Here is a 22,727-nt window from a genome sequence, read left to right on the forward strand (position 1 = left end):
TAAAAATAGACTAGCTTTCATCAAAATATTCACTACTAAAATACCCTTTTTTATCCAAAATATACAAAAGAGCCACCTAGATGATGGCTCTTACTTTTCTAACTTATGAAGAAAAGGACATTTTCCTTTTATCGGCTCTACATCGTCTCCTATGAAGTATTGTTTCCATTCACGATGATCTGGATCACCATAATGACTAATGTTAGGGTGCTTCGGCAGCTGATCCCACTTTTCAACTCGATCTCGGACCGTTTGTCTTGAATATGCTCCTTTTGGACGATCACCTTCTAATCCATCAAAGATGGTGCGTGGTTGAAACCCAATAACGAGAGAATTTCCTAAATGCCTAGTTTTTCGTTGTTTATAAGCTGGTGCATTTCCAAATGCGAATATCGGTTCACCACCAAATGAAAATTCCCATAAGTAATGGTCTGGGTCTTCAGGAATTTGCTTCGGCCATGTTTGGTCATCTTGTTCATGTAAATATTGTAATACTTTCCAAAAATAATCACGATAATATTCCAGTGATTGTTCCTCACATTCTGGTTCCACAAAAAGAAAAAATCCTCTTCTTACAATTGGCCGCTCTTTCATTAACTCTAAAAAAGATAACATTGTATGTGGCAAATGGCTCCAATCATTATGAGAGAGAAAGGAATAACGAAGCTCATTCTTTTTCAAAGCAGTTAAACCAAAATAACATGGGAAAGTTGGTTCTAATACGATGTTTGAAAAATTTTCAAATTCTTGTGCAACCCAATTCGGTATATCCGTTCTCATTCTCATTCCGTCATTATCTAATAAATAAGACTCATTCATTCTTTCACCTCATTATGTATAGCATTCAATTAAGACTATTACATACTCGGCCTGTCCTATACCTATTTAAAAATTTGACTGAAAAATTATTTAAAAATACAAAAAAATAAAATCGCTTACTTGACTAAATTCTCCCAATTCGTGTATATTTAAATTAATCATTTAGCAGAATATTCAAGATTATAGCATTTTTAGTTTATATTATCTTTTCAAATGAATTTCACTAAATGAAAAACGTAAATGTTTTTAGGAGGAATTGTAACATGCAAGGAAAAGTAAAATGGTTTAACAACGAAAAAGGTTTTGGATTTATCGAAATGGAAGGCGCTGACGATGTATTCGTACATTTCTCTGCTATTCAAGGCGAAGGCTACAAAGCTTTAGAGGAAGGTCAAGAAGTATCTTTCGATATCACTGAAGGAAACCGCGGACCTCAAGCTGCTAACGTAGTAAAACTTTAATCCAACATATGACAGGAGGTTACCTTACTTGGTAACCTCCTTTGTTATTCCTTTGTATATTTCCGTTTTCCAGAGCAAAAACTATGTGAAATGCGCAATATACAAAGGAGGAATTAGCAATGGGATCAGAAGTAAATGATTTTGAAGAAGTAAAATTCCGTGTAGAAACAGCACAAAAAATGGTAGGATCAGCGACAATTTCAATGGATCCAGATACATTAGAGCATGCGACTACTGCTGTAGAAGCCGCTCGCTCTCAGCTTGAAATTATGAAATCTGTTGCAACAGATTTAGATGAGCCATTTCTGATGAATGAAGAAAAGAAATTAAGTGAGTGCGAGCATCAATTAAATGAAGCGAAGCACTAAAAAACATCCAGAGAATTTTCTCTGGATGTTTTTTCATGACAACTGCTCTCCATACTTTTTCAATGTTTCTCCAACTGTACATTGCCTAATACAAAAGGAATGAGCATAATACTTACTATTCGTCTTTCGGTTATGTTCTCGCAAAAAACACCCTTCACAATACGTTTCTAATAAGTCATTGACCTCTGTAATGAGTTGCTTTTTATCCACCTTTGCACCTCTATTCAGTTATTTCTTTATGACTATCTATAACTGTTCCTTCTAATGCTTGCGTAGCTAATTGGTGCGCTTCTTTATTTTGTTTTCTAGATATCGGCTCACATACTAGTTTTAATTTCATTTGCTTCGCCTTTTGTTCAATTTGATCTAAGTAATGATTTAAATGCTCATCATAGCAAGGCCATTCTCCAGCCAATTGTTGCAGTACAACTTGCGAATCGCCGCGAAGCGTGACCGCTTCATACTTAATCCCTAATTCCTCGAGTATATTCATACCGTATAGTAATGATGCATATTCCGCTTCATTATTATCATATATACCTTCTATATATGCATTACGGCGAATTCGGTATTGTTTATTCCCTTTTTTATAGTATACACATATACCTACTCCAGCTTCTTTCGTCTGAACATCATATCCCCCATCAAAATAAACGTGTATTTCTTGGGGCTCTTCCTCCACTTGTTTACTCAGCTTTTTCATTTCCTTTAGCGACCATTCCGCATCCATTTCATCATAAAATGATAGTTCTTTCACTCTTCCTGTTTTCTCGAAATCCTCTGCAAATTGCAGTACTTCTTCTATGTTCATATAATCTGTCGTTAATTCCGTCTGCAAACCGCGCTTCGTTTTATACAACCAATGAATTTTATATTTCATACTAGATTCCCCTTATATAAGACTTCTTATATGTAGCCAGCTAATGAAAGCCTCACTTTATTTTATTATATTGTATCAATAGTCACAGCATTATATTCAATTTGCTTACATACAAAAAGAGCTATCCCTATAGGAATAGCTCTTTCATCTATTACATAAATCTTTCAAATTGTACTCGTTTATTAATCCAGTACATTACAGGCATACCAATTGCCATGACAACAAATTCACCGATTGCACATGTTAACCAAGTCAACATAAATGGTAAATCAAATGCAAGATGAAGTTCAATTGCAATCATAAACATTGTAATTGTAAAAATAACTGTATTAAAAATCATACGAGCCCAAACACCTTTAATAAACCGCATAGAAATAATCGTTGCAACTAACGCAAGAATAGATTGCCCTACTCCAAATACTAAATCATACGCGATCATAGGTGAGAAAAAGAGATTCGTTAAAAATACACCTAATACAATTCCGTAAATTGCTTTCTTATTAAATACAACAAGATGATTAAACATCTCTGAAATACGAAACTGTACATTCGTAAAGCCAAATGGCTGAATAAGCATAGAAACAGCAATATATAATGCCGCTAAAATACCATTACCGACTAAAGTTCTAATATTCATGACAAAATCTCCTTAGTTTTTTTACGTGGGATGGTTTCGAACCACGTTATTCGTTTTTTAAGCAACAAGATTATATTCTACGCAATATACACTCTTTCGTCAATAGATTCCTATCATTAACTACCTTTTTTCTTTTAGACAACGTATAATAAAATATACGAAAGTTTTAGGAGGTTTCACTTCATGACAGCAACAATTCAAAATGAAAAAGTGATCGTTTCCATTTCTGACAAAGGTGCAGAATTACAAAGCGTTCGCTTAAAAGAAGATAACACTGAATACTTATGGCAAGGCGATTCCACTTATTGGGGGCGCCGCGCACCAATTTTATTCCCAATTGTCGGCCGATTAGTAGATAATACATACTACGTAGATGGTAAACCATATTCTTTAACACAACACGGCTTTGCTCGTGACCTTACATTCTCTGTAAAAGAACAAAGTGAAACGAAAATCACTTACATTGTAACTAGTAATGAAGAAACATTAAAAAAATACCCATACGAATTCGAATTACTCGTTTCTTATGAGCTAGACGGACAAATCGTTCATGTAACATATGAAGTACATAACCCTGCTTCAAAAGAGATGTTCTTCTCAATCGGAGCACATCCTGGTTTCAACTTCCCCCTATTAGAGGGCGAATCATTTACAGATTATCATTTATCATTTAACGGTTCTGAACGCTTAGAAACAAGCGTATTAGAAGGACCTTACCTTTCAAGCAAAAAGCAAATAATCGCTGAAAATGCAACTGAATTACCACTTACATACGATTTATTCAAAAATGATGCACTTATTTTTGAAAATATGAATACGGATGAAATCTCTATTCGTTCTCATAAACATAATAAATTTGTAAAAGTAGAATTTGACGGATTCCCATTTGTCGGCGTATGGACACCAGGCGAGAATGCTCCCTTCTTATGTATCGAACCTTGGTACGGAATTGCTGATGAAGTAACTCCAGCAAAAGATTTCAAAGAAAAAAAAGGAATTCAATCTTTACAAGCGAATGAAACATTTACATGTCGTTATAGCATTACAATTGGCTAATTACTCTATCCCCTACTTCAATGAAACATATAAGTAGGGGATCATCTTATCATTTGGAGGTTTCTCATTTTGATTGAAGTATATATTGATGGTGCATCAAAAGGAAATCCTGGTCCTTCTGGTGCAGGCGTATTTATTAAAGGGGTTCAACCAGCTGTACAATTATCATTACCCCTTGGGACAATGTCCAATCATGAAGCAGAATACCACGCTTTACTTGCGGCATTAAAATATTGCACGGAGCATAATTATAACATTGTCTCTTTCCGTACAGATTCGCAACTTGTCGAGCGGGCTGTTGAAAAAGAATACGCAAAAAATAAAATGTTTGCACCACTATTAGAAGAAGCACTGCAGTACATAAAAAGTTTCGATCTCTTTTTTATTAAGTGGATTCCAAGTAGTCAAAATAAAGTTGCTGATGAGTTAGCTAGAAAGGCTATCTTACAAAATTAACGGGGGTATGAGTGTGAAAAAAGATTGGATTGCTCCTCTTGCTTTATTATTTGTCTCTTTTATTTGGGGAGCTACGTTTGTCGTTGTTCAAAATGCTATGTCTTTTGTTGGTCCATTTACTTTTAATGGTATTCGCTTTTTATTCGCTGGAATTATTTTATTATTCGTTCAAATGATTTTCTCAAAAAAAACTTCAAAACAAAATATAAAACAAAGTAGTCTCGCTGGATTAATCGTTGGGTTCTTTTTATGTGTTGGCTATGTATTACAAACATTTGGCTTACTTTATACAACTTCTTCAAAAGCAGGTTTCTTAACAGGACTTAGTATCGTTATGGTACCCATTTTGTCTTTTATCTTTTTAAAACAAAAAGCTACCATTTTTATCGTAATGGGCATTGCTGTAGCAACAGCAGGTTTATACTTATTAACAGCTGGTGATTCTTTTCAATTAAACATGGGAGATATACTCGTTCTCGGTTGTGCAGTTGCGTTCGCTGCTCATATTCTTGTTAACGGCTTCTTCTCTAAGAAAATATCACCTTTATTATTAAGCACGTCGCAAATATTAGCTGTCGGTATGTTTTCTTCTATTTGCGCTTTTTTGTTTGAAGATTGGGGAAAATTATTCTCAGCAGCACTATGGACGAATTCTTCCTTTTTATTCGCCCTATTTTTAACTTCTCTATTCGCGACATCCATTGCTTTTTTCATTCAAACATCAGCACAAAAACATACATCTCCAACGAGAGTAGCCATCATTTTCGCAATGGAGCCCGTTTTTGCTGCCTTAACAGGCGTTCTCGTGGCAAACGAACAACTTTCTGTTTCCGCTATTATCGGATGCCTATGTATTTTTCTAGGCATGGTTTTTGTTGAATTACCTTCCAAAACAAAAAAAGAAGCGCAGGCCGCGTGAAGTTACGCTTGTAACTTCCGCATAAAAGCCTTAGCGCTTTTTTTATCTGTAATCTCTTCTTCTTTCAATCGTTCTAATAACGCAACAAAATAACTCCCATCAAACTGGAATTGATGTTTAATTGTCGCTTCTATTGCCGCGTTCACAATTCCATCAGATGCACCCGTATATCCTTGTCCGAACATAATAAATCCTTGTGCTTCCTCTGATAGTTTAAATCCTTTCGTATGTAAGAATGAAAGATAATCTTCTACTGTTTGCATGTTATTCCCACCTACTCAAAAATTCTCCATCTCCTATCATACATGTTTTTACACGCTATGAGAATGAAATTTCTTTGACAACTTTGTAAATCTATCGTCTACTGCATAGACAATAAAGGATTTACTTGCAATATGAATGAATATGTATAGGGGAACTTATTTCATATTAAAGGGGAGACACGATGAAACAAGCACTATTAATTATCGATGCGCAGCAAGAATTAATGGATGGAAATGAACAAGAAAATGAAGTTTTTCGTAAAACCGAGTTATTATCTACACTAAATACAGCCGTACAGAAAGCGATAGATTCAAATGCCCTTATTGTTTTCGTAAGAGATACCGATGTTGCTTCTGGTAGCGGAAAAGGATTTGAAGTACATAATGAAATTCAAGTACCTCAGTCTGCAATCCTTATTAATAAAGCAGCAACAAACGCATTCTATGGCACTTCTTTACTTGAACTTTTAAAAGAAGAGAAGATTGGCCATATCGTTATCGGTGGATGTAAGACAGAGCATTGTATCGACACCGCTGTTAGAACTGCTACTGTACAAGGGTTTGACGTTACATTAATGAAAAACGGACATTCCACAACTGATTCTAACGTATTATCTGCAGAACAAATTATTGCTCATCATAATAAAATTCTACATGGACATTATAACGTGGATCATTTTTCTATGGTGAGAGATATTGAGGAAGACCTCTTTCAACCGACTCACGACCAATATCGTGATTAATAAAAAAGAATCCTTCATTCAGAAGGATTCTTTTTTATCCGAAAATTTGTGCTGCAATACTGTATAGTTGTCCATTTCTTTTCAAAAACCGATCACTATTTCTCATCATAATTGGTGGTGTATGAACCTTTTGAAACCCAACACTCTCTAATTTTCTCATAAAATCTTTCTTTCCTTCTGATACATCTATTCTTAATTTTCCATGATGCTCTCTTGCTAAATAATGTACAATCCTCATTGCCATCGCATCATCTTCAGCAACGACCGGACCTATTATTTTATTTTCTGGTGTTTGTATACTTAAACCGTAACCTAATACATTTTGTTCCTTATCCTTTACAACGATACACTGTTCACTTTGCATAATTCTTTTCGTTACAAACCCTTTTCTATTTGTTCCAAACGCATATTCATCTAATTTTATTATTTCTTCTAAATCACACTCCTCATAATTCATCATATAATCTTCATTTCTCATACAATAATTATTCACATTGTACGAGTTACATATGTATTTAGAAACATAGCTTACTGCTCTAAATCCCAATTTTTCATATAAAGGCTTTCCCTCGTCCGTAGCAATAAGCATAATGGGAGTTTGAGCTGATACGCTCTTAATACATACATTCGTTATCGCCTTTCCAATCCCACTTCCCTTATAATCTGGATGTACAATGACCATTCCGATAGACGCTAATTTCTCCCCATATAATATAATTGCTGCGCTAGCAATGAGTTCCTTTCTCTCATTCCACACACCATATACAATACCTGAGTCAAAAATAGTTTCAATTTCTTCTTTATTATAATCCCACCCAATATAAGAAGATAATGTTACAATATCGCCTATTTGTTCTTTCCTAAGACGCTCTACTCTAATTTCCAATTTAATCATACTCCATCCCCTTATCTAGACATTTAAATCATTATTATCAAATCAACTTGTACATGTTTCACTTTATTTGTCACACACATATCCTATTTTGACCAAGACTATATTGGAAATGAGGTGACAACATGCCCATTACGAATCGATTTTCTACCACCACTAACGGCGCACTCGCTATTACAGGAAATACTTTAGGCTTAAGTAAAATTAGTAATCAAAACCGGGCTGGTACAATCGGGGCAATTGGTGCATTCGCAACTACGAATACCGCTTTACAAGTAACTTCTTTTCCTGCTGGTACAACGTTAAACTATACACAAAATAGTTCTACCGCTCTTTTAAATATCCCTGCTGGTAGTACCATTCTTTACGCAGAACTCGTTTGGGGTGGAAACTATTTATCTCGTGATCAAAACATTACGAGCGTATTAGGAAACCCAGTTTCTTTTACAACACCTGTGTCAACATACTCAATTACTCCTTCAGCTGTTACAGCTTCTAATCAAACATTCGTTTCAAACTCTATTACATTTGGATTTTACACTCGTTCAGCAGACGTAACGACTCTTATTCAAGCTGGAGGGTCTGGTTCCTATACTACAGGATCTGTACCTGGACTTGTTGATCCTTTAGATGCTTCTAATGGATCAATTAACTCGGCTGGATGGACACTTATCGTCGCATATCAAAATGGTTCCTTACCTGCAAGAAATTTAACCATTTACGTAGCTGGTAACCGTGTTTCTGCAGAAACTGGTAGTGCCGATGTATCTGTTTCAGGATTTTTAACACCTTCAGGAGGACCTGTAAGCGGGAGATTGTTTTTAAGTTCTACCGAAGGAGACGCTGATTTAACCGGGGATCAAGCATTATTTGGACCAAATTTCAGTTCATTAAATGCATTATCTGGGCCAAATAATGCTGTAAATAATTTCTTCGGTTCTCAAGTGAATAATGCAGCTGGAAATTTAGATACAACCGGGACATTTGGAACACGAAATCAAAGTGCTTCTACAGGTACAAATATATCTGCAGGGAGGCAAGGTTGGGACATTACTTCTATTGATATTTCTCCTTATTTAACAAATTCTCAAGTGTCCGCCGCAATCCGTTTAACAACTAACGGAGATGCATATATGTTAAATACAGTCGGATTACAAATTAATATAAACTCGCCTAACATACAAGCAACGAAAAGTGTGAATAAAAGCATCGCAGCAATTGGAGATGTTCTCACTTATACCGTTACTATCCCTAATACCGGGCTCCTCCCCGCCAATAACGTTATTTTTATAGACAGTCTTCCTAACGGCACTTCCTTTATACCTGGCACTGTAACGGTAGATAACGTACCACAAACAAATGCAAACCCGGCTGCTGGTATATCTCTTGGAACAATTAATAACAGTGCTTCTCGTACAGTAACTTTCCAAGCAACTGTCGTTTCTCTCCCAAATCAAAATCCGATTTCTAACACCGCAAATATTACATTCCAATATACACCCATTGCCGGCGGAACGACTTTTAACGGTCTTGCAACAAGTAACTCTGCTGGAACACAAATTAATCTTGCAGATATTAATGGTACAAAATCAGTTAACAAACTCTTTACCGATATTGGAGAAACGTTAACTTACAATATTGCCTTAGCTAATATAGGAAATATTGCGGCAACGAACGTTATATATAAGGATCCGATTCCTAGCGGGACTACTTTCATTCCAGGCAGTGTAACTGTTAACGGAGTTACGCAAGCTGGCGCAAATCCCGCTACTGGTATAGCAATTGGATCTATTGCCGCTAATTCTACGACTACTGTTTCATTTCAAGTACTCGTTCCTTCTATCCCGCAAACAAATCCAATATTAAATAGTGGTACAACAACTTATCAATACATTCCTGTGCCAAATCAACCCGCAGTAAGCGGGACTGATATAACTAATACCGTATCCACTCAAGTGAATAATGCTACTGTCACAATGACGAAAGCGGTAGATAAAAATTTTGCAGATATTGGTGATACACTAACGTACACTGTTTCCTTTACAGGTACAGGTAATACGAATGCGAATAACGTTATTTTTACAGATGTCATTCCTACTGGAACAACTTTTGTTCTCAACAGTTTAACGATAGATGGAACGACACAAGTGGGAGCAAATCCTGCTACTGGTGTGAATATAGGATCTATTCCAACTGGCACAACAAAAAATGTTTCATTTCAAGTAGTAGTAAATACAATTCCAGCGTCAAATACCGTATCTAATGGATCAAGCGCTTCTTATCAGTACACTGTCAATCCTAGCCAATCTCCCGTTACAAAAAACATTTCTTCTAATCTCGTTTCCACTCAAATTAACAATGCAAATTTAACAGTAACAAAATCAACAAATAAACAATTTGCTACAATTGGTGAAACAATCAGTTATACAATTCTTATTACAAACAGTGGAAATACAGCTGCAACTAACGTACAACTAACAGATCCACTTCCAAATGGAACGATATTGACTCCTGGTACTGTAACACTAAACGGAGTTTTGCAAAATGTAGATTCTCTCGTTGCTTTACCTATCGGAACAATTCCTAGCGGAGCTACTTTTACTCTTTCTTTCCAAGTAACAGTCATCAATATTACCGCCCAAAATCCTATCATTAATAATGCATTCGCTTCTTACCTATATACTGTAAATCCAAGTGTGCCACCAACTTCAAAAACAGCAAATTCTAATTCTGTTACATCAACAATTAGACTAGCAAACCTTCTGGCTACTAAGTCTGTAGATAAAACATTTGCAGAAGTTGGAGAGGTTTTAACTTATACCTTCGCTCTTACAAACAATGGAAATGTTGCGGCGAACAATGTAGTACTATCCGATTCAATTACGAACGGCACTTCCTTTGTACCAAACAGTGTCATAGTTAACGGTGTTACTCAGCCGGGTGCTACACCAGCTAGCATTAATATTGGTAGTATCAATGCTACTACTACAATTACAGCTTCATTCCAAGTATTCATAACTAGCATCCCAAATCCAAACCCTATTTCAAATAGCGCTTCTATTTCCTATAACTTTATCGTGGATCCAAATGCTTCCCCTGTAAGCAAGAACACTACTTCAACCACTACATTTACTCAAGTAAACGATGCAAATGTCATTTCAACAAAAACAGTGGATCGAGCGTTCGCTACCGTAGGGGATATATTAACTTATACTGTTACTTTGGCGAATGCAGGAAGTGTTACTGCTGATAGTCCTACTTTCGTTGATACGAATCCAGACGGTACTACCTTTATCCCAAACACTTTCCTTATTAATGGTGTCCTCCAAAATAACGCCGATCCAAATGTCGGTGTTCCGTTACCTTCTATTCCTGCTAACGGCTCACTTACCGTCTCTTATCAAGTAACTGTCACCTCTGTCCCAACACAAAATCCAACAATAAATTCATCTAGTACACAGTATAGTTTTATTTTAAATCCAGGAGATCCACCAACAATAGAAACCTCTTTAAGTAACACTGTAAGTACACAAATCAACTTAGCAAATGTCGTTATTGTCAAACAGGTAGATTTAACTATTGCTGATGTTGGGCAACCAATCACATATACAATTGCGTTGGCTAACCCTGGGAATACTCCAGCGAATAATGTAGTTGTTACCGACATACTCCCTCCTGGTACGACTCTTGTACCAAATAGTATTTTTATAGGCGGTGCTTTACAGCTAGGTGCAGATCCAAGTGCCGGCCTTCAAGTTGGTACTATTCCAGCTGGTGGCATTACAACAATTGTTTTCCAAATTAGTGCAAATAGTTTACCTTCACCAAATCCAGTTCAAAACAGCGCTGCACTTCAATATAGCTTTATCGCAGATCCAAATTTACCTGCTGTTGTCAGAAACGCTACTAGCAATATAGTAACGACACAAATTAATACTGCTAATATTGTTGCTACGAAACTAACAAGCACAAATTTCGCTGATGTTGGCGATGTCATAACGTATGCAACAACTTTAACGAATAACGGCAATATCCCTGCCTCTAATGTAACGTTTACAGATATCATTCCGGATGGTACCATCCTCCTTCCTAATACTGTAACGATTAACGGTGTTCCTATAGCCAATGCAAATCCTGCTAACGGTATTCTTATTGGTACGATAGGAGCAAATTCATCACGTACTGTTGCATTCCAAGTTTCTGCACCAACTATTCCTAGTACCAATCCGATTACAAATCAATCAGGCACCACATTCCAATACACGTACGATTCAGCCAAACCAGCTGTAATGCAAATGGTGGCCTCTAATACTGTACAAACAACTATTAATAAAGCTACGATTACCTCTGTAAAATCTGTAGATAAACAGTTTGCTAATGTAAATGATACGATTACGTACACGACTACTTTAACGAATACTGGTAACACACTTGCATCAAATGTAATATTTACAGATGTTATTCCAAACGGAACGTCGTTTATTCCTAATAGTGTAACTGTAAACGGAAATACCATTCCTAATGTCAATCCAGCAAGTGGAATTGCAATTGATCCAATGAATCCTACTGCAAATACGACCATCTCGTTCCAAGTGCAAGTAAATTCTATCCCGAATCCGAATCCAATCCCTAATCAAAGTAATACAGCTTACCAATATGTTGTAAACCCTAACTTACCTCCAGCATCCTCTAATTCACTAAGCAACGTTGTAACAACTCAAATTAACAATGCTACGATTATCGCAACGAAATCAGTAAACACACCTAATGCTGCAATTGGAGATATCGTTACTTATACGATTGCAGTTACGAACACAGGAAATATCCCTGCTAGTGCAACTGTTTTAACAGATGGACTAGGCGCAGGAGCTTCATTCATCCAAAATTCTGTAACTATTAATAATATTCCACAACCAGGATTAGATCCATCACTTGGTATTCACTTAGCAGATATTCCGCCGGGAGATACTGTATTCATTACTTTTCAAGCACAAATTTTAGCGATACCACCTAGTGGCACGTTAACAAATAATGCTCTCGTAAATTATGAATATACTGTGAATCCAAACCAATCACCTGCTGTTGGTAGCACAGTTACGAATACGACGGTTACTCCAATTATTGATGCTACTCTATCTATAAATAAAACTGTCAATTCAACATTCGCTACCATTGGAGATACACTTACTTTCACTTCTACCATTATTAATTCCGGTAACACTACCGCAAACAATGTTATTTTTACAGATTTAATTCCAAATGGTACGGCGTTTGTCCCAAATAGTTTTACAGTAAATGGAACGACCATTCCTAATGCCAATCCACAAAACGGCATCAATATCGGTAACATAAATTCAAATGCATCGGTTATACTCAGCTTTCAAGTAAACATTACAACAATCCCAAATCCGAATCCAATTCCGAACAAATCATCGCTTCAATATAGCTTTATTGTAGATATAAATGAACCACCTGTTTCACGAACCGTTCAATCCAATACAACTTTTACACAAGTAAATACTGCGTCCGTTATCGCAACAAAAACTGCAAGCAATGCATTTGCTGCTGTTGGAGATACAATTACGTATACAACTACTCTTACTAATAGCGGAAATACTACTGCAAACACACCTGTTTTTATCGATATATTACCACCCGAACTTTCATTCGTTCCTGATAGCGTACAAATTAATACAATCCCACAACTTGGATTTAGGCCAGATAACGGGATTTCTTTAAACTCAATTCCAGTTGGAGGAACGACAACAATTAGCTTTCAAGCGATCGTTGGCTCAATACCAACTACAAATCCAACGTTGAACCAATCTAGTACGACATATTCTATCATTGTTGATCCTAACCAGCCACCAGTGACAGAAACAGCTACAAGTAATCCAACTTTAGTGCAAATTAACGAAGCAATCATTCAAGCAACGAAAAGTGTGGATCGACTTTTTTCTGACATCGCACCTGGAAATTCATTTTTAACGTATACAGTTTTATTAGAGAATATAGGAAACACAACTGCTACGAATATCATTTTTACTGATCCAATTCCAAATAATACAGTATTTATAGAAGATAGCGTTCGAGTAGGCGGGGTTTTATTACCTGGGGTAAATCCAGCGAACGGGATACCAATTGGGGATATTATTGCAGGAGATTTTATAAATGTTACATTCCGTGTGCAAGTAGTTAGCATCCCAAATCCTGTTTTTACAATCGGACCTGGAGGACCAAACTCCCCAGTTGTAAACGGCGCTTCTGTTAATTACCAATTTATCACAACACCTAATTTACCACTTGTTTCACGAAGCACGACATCTAATTCTGTTTCGACACAAATAAATGCTGGGGAAATTGCGGCAATCAAATCTGTAGATAAAACTTTCGCTACGATTGGCGATACAATTTCTTATACAATTACATTAAGTAACCCTGGAAATGTCACTTCACAAAATATAATTTTCACGGATATTTTACCTGATGGAACGACATTTATATCTGGCACTCTTGTAAATGATTCTGGTTCGCAGCAAATCGGAAACCCAGCTACCGGAATTCAGATTGGAAATATAAATCCCGGTAGTACAGCTACGATTACGATAAACGCACTTGTAACAAACATTCCAAGTATAAATCCAATCTCTAATTCTAGTTCTGTACAATTTCAGCATATTGTCGATCCGAGTCAACCACTTATCACTCAAACAGCTTCATCTAATACCGTCACTACAACAATAAACAGCGCAATATTAACTACCACAAAAAGTGCCGATAAATCTATTATTTCTGTCGGAGATACGATTACGTATACAACTGCGATTACAAACACAGGAAACACATCCGCAACGAATATTACTTTCACAAGCGCTATTCCATCTAATACTACCTTTATACCAAATTCAGTCACAATCAATGGTGTTCAGCAACTTGGTGCACGACCAGCACTCGGAATAACTATACCAAATATCGCTCCTGGTGAAACAGTAACTGTTACTTTCCAAGTAAATGTTATTTCTGTACCCTCTTCAAGTTCGATTATGGATAATGACACAATTTTATATTCTTATACTGTTGATCCAAACGGAACTCCTGTTACTACTTCTACTTCAACGAATATTGTTACAAACCCCGTACTAGATGCTATGATAACGATGATAAAATCAGTCGATCAAACACTTGTAACACTAGGTGATACCATTACCTATACAACCACTTTAACGAATAACGGCAATACAAATGCAATGAATATTACTTTCACTGATCTTATACCAGATGGTACAACGTTCGTTCCGAATAGTGTCGCAATCAATGGCAGCACACAAATCGGACTCGATCCTAATACAGGGATAACAATCGGGTCAATTGCCCCTAACAGCTCAATATCTATAGCATTTCAAGTTACCGCAACTTCTACACCAATCCAAAATCCTATTGCCAATTCCGCTAGTGCGTCTTACACATTTATTGCTGATCCAAATGCACCCATTGTTTCACGAACAACTTCTTCAAATACAGTGTTTACCACCATTAATACAGCTACTATTCTTTCATCAAAGCAAGTTGATAAATTATTTAGCCATATCGGAGACACACTCACTTATACTGTCACTTTAACAAACAATGGAAACTCATCCGCACAAAATGTTATTTTCTCAGATACAATGCCGAGCGGAACTACATTTCTTACAAACACATTTTCTATTAATGGAACTCCCCAAACTGGTGCGGATCCATCGAATGGTGTAAATATCGGGACTATAACAGCTGGGAATACGGTAACAGTTGCGTTCCAAGTTACTGTAACATCATTACCAACCGAAAACCCAATTGTAAATTTCTCATCGACATCATATCAATTAGTCTCACCGCCTGATCCAGAAACTTCAATTAGTAATCCTGTTTCAACACAAATTAAAGAAGCTATATTATCTATGACGAAAAACGAAAGTGTCTCCTTTGCAGATATCGGGCAAACTGCTTTTTATACTACTTCTATTTCGAATATAGGAAATACGGATGCGACTAATATTGTATTCACGGATGTATTACCGAGTGGACTCACATTTGTTCCTAACACATTAACTGTTGATGGTGTTTTACAACCTGACGCGAATCCAAATACAGGTGTATCGCTTGCAACACTTCCACCAAATGAAATATATAGTATCGTATTTCAAGTCACGGTGAACAGCATCCCACCTATTAATCCGGCACCAAATACAGCATCAACAACATATGAGTTTACTGTTGATCCTGTTAATCCTCCCGTTTCAAGCACAGCTAATTCTAACACGACGCTTCTTCAAATAAATAACGCAACGATTATTAGTACAAAAACAGCAAATCTTACTTTTGCGGACGTTGGTAATACAATAACATTTACACTTAACCTTCCTAATACCGGAAATGTGGCTGCAGCTGATGTTACCGTTATCGATGTACTTGATAGCAATTTAAGTTTCGTTCCAAACAGTTTCACAGTTAATGGGCAAACTATTCCAAACGCTGATTTATCTACTGGTGTAAATATCGGTTCCATTAATGGTGGAAGCACATCAATTGTCACCTTCCAAGCCACTGTTTCAACCCTACCAAGCAACAATCCTATTTCGAATTCAGCTCTTACCACTTACCGTTATATTGTTGATCCAAATCAGCCGTTCATTTCAACTTCTAATCACTCTAATACAACGACGACACAAATTAATAGCGCTATCCTTACTGCACAAAAAAATTCAAATGTAGCAACAGTAGATATTGGGCAAGATATTATCTACTCCGTTACGATTACAAATAGCGGAAATGTTAGTGCGACAAATGTTATTTTTACCGATTTGATTCCAGACGGAACTTCCTTTGAACCGAATAGTTTTACACTTAACGGAACTACCATTCCAAATGCAGACCTAATTACAGGCGTTCCAATTGGCGATATCGCGCCAAACGAATCTGTCATCGTAGCATTTCATATTAATGCCGATGAAATCCCGCCTATAAATCCAATTACCAATCAAGCTAGCGTTAGTTTCCAACATATCGTCAATCCAGCTAATCCTCCTGTTTCAAAAAACATTACTTCAAATAGTGTTACAACATCAATTGAAAGTGCTATTTTAACTACTACTAAAATCGGAGATAAAGCTTTTGCAACGATTGGTGATACAATTACGTATACAACTACGATTACGAATACAGGAAATATTCCTGCTAATAACGTTATTTTCTCAGACCCGATACCATCGTGGACACAATTTGTTGCAGGATCAGTTATTGTTGATGGCACTCCATTAGCATCCGCTTCTATCATTGACGGTATTGGCATAAATACAATCATTCCAAATCAAACTGTAACAATCATATTCCAAGTTCAAATTGTAAGCAATCCAACAACATTTACACCAGAACTACAAAACTTAGGATTTGTGAACTTCCAATACAACGTAGGAAGTGCATTACAAGCTCAGCCTGGCAATGTGGAAACGAACGTCTTCGTTACTTCTATTAACTCAGCAATACTCTCGGCCATAAAAACTGCTAATACAGCCTTTGCGAATATCGGTGACACGATAACTTATACAGTTTTAATTCAAAATAACGGCAATACAAACGCTACGAATGTAAGTTTCTCAGATTCGATTCCAACAGGAACAACTTTTATTGAAAATAGTTTCACCGTAAATGGAAGTACCATTCCAGGTGCAAATCCAAATAGCGGAGTGAATATCGGAACCGTGAATGCTGGTAGTTCCTCAACCGTTACGTTCCAAGTCATAGTTACATCTACTCCACCTTCGAATCCAATTACAAACGTTGCATCTATTCAATACGAATTTATAGTTAATCCGGCCTCTCCTCCTGTTACAGGTACAATAAATTCTAATATTGCTTCCACACAAATTAATAACGCTACTGTTACAACTATTTTAGAAGCAAATCGATCAATCGTATCTATCGGAGATATCATTACGTATACAGCAACATTAACGAATACTGGAAACTTCCCTGCAAATTCTGTATTACTCATTAACGGCGTTCCTGAAGGGGCATTATTTGTTCCAAATAGTGTTACGCTTAATGGAATTTCACTTCCAGATGCAAGTCCAACTCTCGGTATTCCAGTTGGCATTATCGCACCAGGTGATTCCGCTACTATTACGTTCCAATTTCTTGCAAGTTCTATTCCACCGCAAGGAGCGATTATAAATCAAGCACTTACAAGTTACACGTATATTGTCGACCCAAGTCAACCTCCAGTTACAGCAACTTCTTCATCTAATACGGTAAATACAGCTGTCGTTGATGCATCACTATCTGTAATTAAAAATACAGATTCCCTCGTACAGTCTACTGACGGTACAATCACTTACACTGTAGTCGTTCAAAATAATGGGAATACAACTGCAAATACAGTTACTTTAACAGATTTAGTCCCAGAAGGAACTGCATTTATTCCGAATAGCGTGACTATTAATGGCGTTTCAGCCCCAGGTGCCGATCCGAACGTGGGCATTTCCTTAAACGCCATTGCACCTTCAGAAATCATCACCGTCACATTCCAAGTTATCGTTCAATCCATTCCAAGCGTGAATCCAATTTCTAATATAGCTCGTATTGACTATACTTTTATCGCCGATCCAACTGCTCCTATCATCGCTCGAACCATTACGTCTAATCCAGCTTTCACACAAATTTCGGATGCAAATGTCCTTTCTTTAAAAGCAGTCAATGCACAACAAGCGACAACAGGCGATATTTTGACCTATACGATAACACTAGAAAATACCGGAAATATTCCAGCTACTAATCTATTATTTTCAGATACGATTCCAGAAGGGACTACATTCGTAGAAAATAGTTTTACACTTAACGGAACAGCTATACTTGGTGCAAATCCAAATGCAGGTGTTACTTTGCCTAACCTAGCAGCAAACGCTACTCACCTTATTTCATTCCAAATTCTTATTAACGATTCATTCTCGCAACAATCGATTACAAATCAGTCTAATACAACATATACAATTCAACCGGACCCAGGACAACCGCCTATTACTGAAACATCTACAAGTAATATTGTCATTACAAATTTCGTGCTAGCACAATTAACAGTTACAAAAACGTCCAATCCAATAACTGTAGATATTGGCGGAACTATACTTTATATTTCTGAAGTGAAAAATATCGGCAATGCTGACGCAATAAATATTATTTTTACAGATGCGATTCCAGCTGGAACTACATTCGTTCCAGACAGTGTCACAATTAACGGTGTACTTCAGCCTGATGTAAATCCAGAAAACGGAATACCAATTGGAACGATTCCACCAAACAGTTCCAAAACAATACTATTTCAAGTACAAACAAATAACCCACCAACTGAAACCGAAATTATAAATGAATCATCTGTAAATTACCAATATGTAAGTATCCCTACAGCTCCACCAGTGAATCGCACTGCAAATTCTAATATCGTTACAACATCACTTCAAAATGCAAATATTATTTCTGTTAAACAGGCGGATGTTACTTTCGTATCCACCGGGCAAAATATTACGTACACAAATACACTACAAAATATAGGAACTGTTCCAGCTAACAATACGGTGTTCATTGACAACATTCCAGAAGGTACTATATTCATTGAAGATAGCTTATCAATAAATAATATAATTCAGCCTGGTGCGAACCCTGAAAATGGAGTAACTCTTGGCACGATACAACCAGATGAAACAGTCACTATTTCATTCCAAGTACAACTTATAAGTATACCAGAGGGCAACGCAGTCATTAACATTTCAGACACTTCGTATGAATACCAAATTGATCCTAGTTCTCCGATTATTCAGCGCAGGTCGTTATCAAATGCAGTAAATACTGAAGTGCGGACGGCAAATGTTAGTGCAATTAAATCCGCTAACAGATCTATTACACGTATCGGTCAAATCATCACATATACAATCGCAGTTACAAACGCTGGTACAGTACCTATTACAAATACTCTCCTCATTGACGCAATTGCTGCTGGCACCACATTCGTTCCAAATAGCATTCTTGTAGATGGCATACCAAGGCCTAACGAAAATCCAATTACCGGAATCACCCTTGATATTATCCTTCCAAACAATACAATTATCGTTACATTTCAAGTAAATGTAGTCTCTACACCTTCTCAAAATAACATTAATAATATCGCCGTCATCCACTATGAGTATCAGCCAGACCCAAGCTTACCACCAATTTCAGAAACGACATCTTCCAATACTACAAATATACAATTTATGGATGCCATTCTTATCGCTACAAAATCCACTAATACAGTATTAGCTAATATTGATGAAACCATTGAATATACAGTACTCATTCAAAATAACGGATCCACTACAACTAACTCCATCTTTTTTACAGATACTATAGAGGATGGAACAGTATTTATTCCAGGAAGTGTAATAGTTAACAACACTGTAATTCCTGCAGCAGATCCAAATATCGGCTTTTCTATTCCTAATATTGCGTCAGGTCAATTGACTACAATAACGTTCCAAGTTTCTGTTACAAATTTACCTGCTGTAAACCCAACACCTAATACTGCGAATATCGTCTACGACTTTATTTTCAACCCTGACTTTGCACCTATTCAAAAATCTACTACTTCCAATACTACTTTCGTTCAAATTAATGATGCTGATATCGTTTCACTGAAAACTGTTGATTTGACCTCTGTAGCAATTGGGGACATTTTAACTTATACAACAACTTTAACGAATACAGGGAATACAGATGCTATTGCTGTTTTATTTACAGACAATATTCCTGATGGAACAGCCTTTATAGATGGTAGCGTTTTAGTAAATAATATCCCTCAGCTTAACGCAAATCCAAGTACTGGCATACTTGTAGGAACGATTGCTCCTAACACTTCTATCCCAGTCACGTTTTCCGTTACTGTGGTATCTCTTCCAGCTAACAGTCGTATCCAAAACCAAGCTACTTCTCGTTATACAATGAATGGCGAGGAACAAATATCAACTAGTAATATTACCTTCACTGAAGTTATTTCTGCTAATGTAATTGCAGCAAAAACAACGCCTATCCAATATGCTGACCTACAAACGATTATTCCTTACACAATTTCCATTACAAACAATGGGAATATACAAGTAGAAAATATTATTGTTACAGATATCATTCCAGCGAATACGAGCTTTATAGAGAATAGTGTTATTGTAAATGGAAACACCCGTCCAAATGACAATCCACTTAACGGAATACAAATTGATAACATTCCGCCTAATACAACAGCAACTATTCTATTCCAAGTACGGGTTACTTCCATTCCGCAAACAAATCCAATCTCTAATACGAGTACAATTGAATACCAATACACGTTACCAGATCGACCACCTATTACCGAAACTATTATTTCATCAGCTGCCGTAACAACAATTAATCATGCGACTTTGAATAGTAATAAAACTGTTGACCTTGCATTTGCAACAGTCGGTGACACGTTAACGTATACGATCACACTCAATCAAACTGGTAATGTTGCAGCAAATAATGTAGTCATTCAAGATATGATTCCTCAAGGTACTACATTTATAGAAAATAGCGTCATTGTAAACGGAGAAACTCTTCCGGGAGTTAATCCAGTAAGTGGTATACCAATTGGTCCTATAACTGTTGGCGGAAATGCTATCGCTTCATTCCAAGTAACTGTAACTTCTATTCCGACACTCAATGAACTTACCAACCAAGCAATCACTACCTTTAACTATATAGTCAATCCAAATAACGTACCTGTTACAAATACAACTATAACAAATACTGTTACAACGACTGTCCAAAATGATAATGTCATTGCGATAAAAGCTGTTGATTTCACGAGCGCATTACCTGGTCAAACTTTAACGTATACCATTACCATTACGAATAATGGTAATATCACTATTGCAGATCTTCTTCTAGTAGACACGGCACCAGTAGATACGACATTCGTTATTGGTAGTGTTACGATAAACGGAATCAATCAACCTAATGAAAATCCTGAAAATGGTATTACGTTAGGAAATCTTGCTCCTAATGAATCTACTATCATTACTTTCCAAGTAACAATATCTCCTTCAACTCTTCAACCAGCAATTAATAACGATGCTTCTGTTTCCTATACTGTTACCATTGATCCAAATGAACCACCTATTACAATTACAAAGCAAACAAATGTCGTTACAACAACAGTAGTTGACCCTATGGTTCGTATTAACAAAACAGCCGACACATCTATTGCCGTTATAAGTGATATGATTACATTCACATTAGAGGTATTGAACCATTCCCCGATTCCTACGATAAGTACTTCTATTTTAGATACCATTCCAACTGGTACAACATTTATAGAAAACAGTGTAACCATTAACGGAACCCCGGTTCCAAATATCCGTCCAGATACTGGTATTAATATCGGTACTTTATCTGCTGGCTCAGTAGCAACGATAACCTTTAAAGTTCTCGTCACATCTATCCCTTCAAACAGTACAATTATCAATTCCGCTTCCGTCACAGCTGCCTTCCAATTGACACCACAGGACCCAATTATTACTTTTATAGTTAATTCAAATATCGTTCGTATACCAGTACAATTTATAAGTGCGACAGTAGTAAAAAACGCTTCCTTCAGCTCAGCTTATTTAAACCAATATTTTGATTATACGGTGCGCATTACGAATACTTCTGATATTTCACTTTCAAATATTTCGTTACAAGATACCATTCCAGCAGGTTTACAATTTATGAACGGTACGGTTTTTATTAATGACGAACGTTCTCCACTAGCGAATCCGAATATCGGTTTCCTAGTCGCTACTAATTTGGAACCGAACGAAACAATTATCGTGTTATTCACAGTACAAGTAATAAATCCACCTGTTAATAATGAATTTAAAAATACAGCTAATATTTCGTTACAACTTCAAGTCTCGCCTACTGACCCACCAATTACAGTAACCGTTACGAGTAATGAAAATACGGTCACCTTTGTTCCAGAAAATCCAGATGAGACACTTCCAAATTTTAATTGCTTCTTTGACGGTGAACGCTTCATACGGATTACTCCTCGAAATGTACGAAATTACCTTTGGACTTGGATTTGGTGGGATTAAATGAAACAAAAAGAGATTGTAGTTTGGTTGAAACCAAATTACAATCTCTTTTTCATTCTCTTTATCGTACTACTT

The 22,727-nt window shown here is 36.6% G+C and carries 13 protein-coding genes and 1 riboswitch; of the genes, 7 read left to right on the forward strand and 6 right to left on the reverse strand.

Features of this window, described 5'->3' with window-relative positions; genetic code table 11:
• Window positions 1-90: 90 nt before the first annotated feature.
• A complete protein-coding gene (locus ACZ76X_RS06430) occupies window positions 91-819 on the reverse strand; it encodes a YqcI/YcgG family protein (protein WP_479849963.1) in 729 nt (242 codons plus the stop codon).
• 263 nt (window positions 820-1,082) lie between these two features.
• Here ACZ76X_RS06430 and cspB point away from each other — a divergent pair, with 263 nt between their 5' ends.
• Window positions 1,083-1,280, forward strand: a complete 198-nt coding sequence (gene cspB / locus ACZ76X_RS06435; protein ID WP_001161732.1) for a cold shock-like protein CspB — start codon at window positions 1,083-1,085, stop codon at window positions 1,278-1,280.
• Window positions 1,281-1,399: 119 nt separating this feature from the next.
• Window positions 1,400-1,648 (forward strand): DUF2564 family protein, encoded by a 249-nt coding sequence (locus tag ACZ76X_RS06440; RefSeq protein ID WP_171484745.1) that lies wholly within the window; start codon window positions 1,400-1,402, stop codon window positions 1,646-1,648.
• A gap of 33 nt (window positions 1,649-1,681) precedes the next feature.
• Here ACZ76X_RS06440 and ACZ76X_RS06445 read toward each other — a convergent pair whose 3' ends face one another.
• From ACZ76X_RS06445 to ACZ76X_RS06455, 3 genes are all read right to left on the reverse strand, one after another.
• Window positions 1,682-1,858 (reverse strand): zinc-finger domain-containing protein, encoded by a 177-nt coding sequence (locus ACZ76X_RS06445; RefSeq protein WP_000358801.1) that lies wholly within the window; start codon window positions 1,856-1,858, stop codon window positions 1,682-1,684.
• A 10-nt stretch (window positions 1,859-1,868) separates the two neighbouring features.
• A complete protein-coding gene (locus tag ACZ76X_RS06450) occupies window positions 1,869-2,528 on the reverse strand; it encodes a ribonuclease H family protein (RefSeq protein WP_479849964.1) in 660 nt (219 codons plus the stop codon).
• 151 nt (window positions 2,529-2,679) lie between these two features.
• Window positions 2,680-3,165 carry a QueT transporter family protein gene (locus tag ACZ76X_RS06455; RefSeq protein WP_001026467.1) on the reverse strand — a complete coding sequence of 162 codons (486 nt, stop codon included), beginning with the start codon at window positions 3,163-3,165 and terminating at the stop codon, window positions 2,680-2,682.
• Window positions 3,166-3,171: 6 nt separating this feature from the next.
• Window positions 3,172-3,216, reverse strand: a riboswitch (PreQ1 riboswitch).
• Window positions 3,217-3,348: 132 nt separating this feature from the next.
• Here ACZ76X_RS06455 and ACZ76X_RS06460 point away from each other — a divergent pair.
• The 3 genes from ACZ76X_RS06460 to ACZ76X_RS06470 all read left to right on the forward strand — a co-directional run bounded on the left by ACZ76X_RS06460 (window position 3,349) and on the right by ACZ76X_RS06470 (window position 5,596).
• The gene (locus ACZ76X_RS06460) at window positions 3,349-4,221 is read left to right on the forward strand and encodes an aldose 1-epimerase family protein (RefSeq protein ID WP_479849965.1); all 873 of its coding nucleotides are present in this window, start codon (window positions 3,349-3,351) and stop codon (window positions 4,219-4,221) included.
• 69 nt (window positions 4,222-4,290) lie between these two features.
• A complete protein-coding gene (locus ACZ76X_RS06465; RefSeq protein WP_000573873.1) occupies window positions 4,291-4,677 on the forward strand; it encodes a reverse transcriptase-like protein in 387 nt (128 codons plus the stop codon).
• Between the two features lie 13 nt (window positions 4,678-4,690).
• Entirely contained in the window at window positions 4,691-5,596 is a 906-nt protein-coding gene (locus tag ACZ76X_RS06470) for a DMT family transporter (RefSeq protein WP_479849966.1), read from the forward strand.
• A gap of 2 nt (window positions 5,597-5,598) precedes the next feature.
• Here the strand turns inward: ACZ76X_RS06470 and ACZ76X_RS06475 are convergent, their stop codons facing one another.
• Window positions 5,599-5,859, reverse strand: coding sequence for a DUF6123 family protein (locus ACZ76X_RS06475; RefSeq protein WP_063224108.1), 261 nt, complete (start codon window positions 5,857-5,859; stop codon window positions 5,599-5,601).
• A gap of 182 nt (window positions 5,860-6,041) precedes the next feature.
• Between ACZ76X_RS06475 and ACZ76X_RS06480 the strand changes: the two genes are divergently transcribed.
• Window positions 6,042-6,602, forward strand: a complete 561-nt coding sequence (locus ACZ76X_RS06480; protein ID WP_479849967.1) for a cysteine hydrolase family protein — start codon at window positions 6,042-6,044, stop codon at window positions 6,600-6,602.
• Between the two features lie 34 nt (window positions 6,603-6,636).
• On the opposite strand, the gene ACZ76X_RS06485 is transcribed toward ACZ76X_RS06480, so the two are convergent.
• A complete protein-coding gene (locus ACZ76X_RS06485) occupies window positions 6,637-7,497 on the reverse strand; it encodes a GNAT family N-acetyltransferase (protein ID WP_479849968.1) in 861 nt (286 codons plus the stop codon).
• A gap of 122 nt (window positions 7,498-7,619) precedes the next feature.
• On the opposite strand from ACZ76X_RS06485, the gene ACZ76X_RS06490 reads away from it, so the two are divergent.
• Window positions 7,620-22,652: a DUF7507 domain-containing protein gene (locus ACZ76X_RS06490; RefSeq protein ID WP_479849969.1), complete on the forward strand. Its 15,033-nt coding sequence runs from the start codon at window positions 7,620-7,622 to the stop codon at window positions 22,650-22,652.
• Window positions 22,653-22,727 lie beyond the last annotated feature (75 nt).

This window comes from Bacillus sp. BC05(2025) (genome assembly GCF_056725905.1).

Bases quoted from the DNA above. Each gene is read 5' to 3' on its own strand.
- ACZ76X_RS06455 (WP_001026467.1), bottom strand. From the start codon at position 3,165: ATGAATATTAGAACTTTAGTCGGTAATGGTATTTTAGCGGCATTATAT.
- ACZ76X_RS06440 (WP_171484745.1), top strand. From the start codon at position 1,400: ATGGGATCAGAAGTAAATGATTTTGAAGAAGTAAAATTCCGTGTAGAA.
- cspB (WP_001161732.1), top strand. From the start codon at position 1,083: ATGCAAGGAAAAGTAAAATGGTTTAACAACGAAAAAGGTTTTGGATTT.
- ACZ76X_RS06460 (WP_479849965.1), top strand. From the start codon at position 3,349: ATGACAGCAACAATTCAAAATGAAAAAGTGATCGTTTCCATTTCTGAC.
- ACZ76X_RS06480 (WP_479849967.1), top strand. From the start codon at position 6,042: ATGAAACAAGCACTATTAATTATCGATGCGCAGCAAGAATTAATGGAT.
- ACZ76X_RS06430 (WP_479849963.1), bottom strand. From the start codon at position 819: ATGAATGAGTCTTATTTATTAGATAATGACGGAATGAGAATGAGAACG.
- ACZ76X_RS06475 (WP_063224108.1), bottom strand. From the start codon at position 5,859: ATGCAAACAGTAGAAGATTATCTTTCATTCTTACATACGAAAGGATTT.
- ACZ76X_RS06450 (WP_479849964.1), bottom strand. From the start codon at position 2,528: ATGAAATATAAAATTCATTGGTTGTATAAAACGAAGCGCGGTTTGCAG.
- ACZ76X_RS06485 (WP_479849968.1), bottom strand. From the start codon at position 7,497: ATGATTAAATTGGAAATTAGAGTAGAGCGTCTTAGGAAAGAACAAATA.
- ACZ76X_RS06490 (WP_479849969.1), top strand. From the start codon at position 7,620: ATGCCCATTACGAATCGATTTTCTACCACCACTAACGGCGCACTCGCT.